Annotated in this window: 1 protein-coding gene; it reads left to right on the forward strand. The window is 59.2% G+C overall.

Annotated features, from left to right (window positions below; genetic code table 11):
* Positions 1–164: 164 nt before the first annotated feature.
* Positions 165–760, forward strand: a 596-nt coding sequence (locus AC0L27_RS41080; protein WP_473323789.1) for a CapA family protein, incomplete at its 3' end; no start/stop codon positions are given.

The raw sequence follows: 760 nt of genomic DNA on the forward strand, positions 1-760 counted from the left end.
GCGCAGCAAGAGCCGCAACTACGCGAGATCAAACCGCTCCATTGGGCGGCCTGCCATTTCGCCGAGGAGCTGGAGCCATGGCACAGACCCCGTGGCAGTCAGCCGACGACATAAGAAACCAGCGAAGCCGGCGTCCGACCGGATCGCCAACCCTGAATCGTACCATGACCACTTGGAGTTTCGGCGCCGTCGGTGATGTCTTCATCGATCGTCCCAATCCAGAGCGAGCCTTTACCGCATCGGGCACGTTGCTGAGGCAGCTAGACCTTGTGTTCGGCAATTGCGAAGGAGCATATACCGACAACCCGGTGTATCCGCCCAGCGTAGGTTGGCGCGTGGTGGCGCCGTACGCGAATGGGGCGGACCTGGAGAAGGCAGGCTTCCACGTCATGTCCGTAGCAAACAATCACAGCGTTGATGGCGGCCACGCCGGCCTGCTCGACACTCTGAAATTGCTTCAGGGCCAGGGCATTCAAACGATTGGCGCAGGCTCCAATTTGTCGCAGGCGCTTGCTCCCGCGATAGTTGAAAGGAACGGCGCGAAGATTGGCTTCATCGGTTTCGCCTCTGTGTATCCCTCCGGATATGAGGCGCGTGCGGAGCGACCGGGCCTGGCCGCCATGAAAGTGCATTACTGGATCGACACTTCGTACGGGCTCGACAGCGGCGTACCACCTAATGTGCGCAGCATTGTGTATCCCGAAGACGCTGCATTGATGCAGTCTCTGATCGCGGACTTGCGTAAGAAAGTGGATATTGT

The organism is Bradyrhizobium sp. Ken51 (assembly GCF_055807435.1).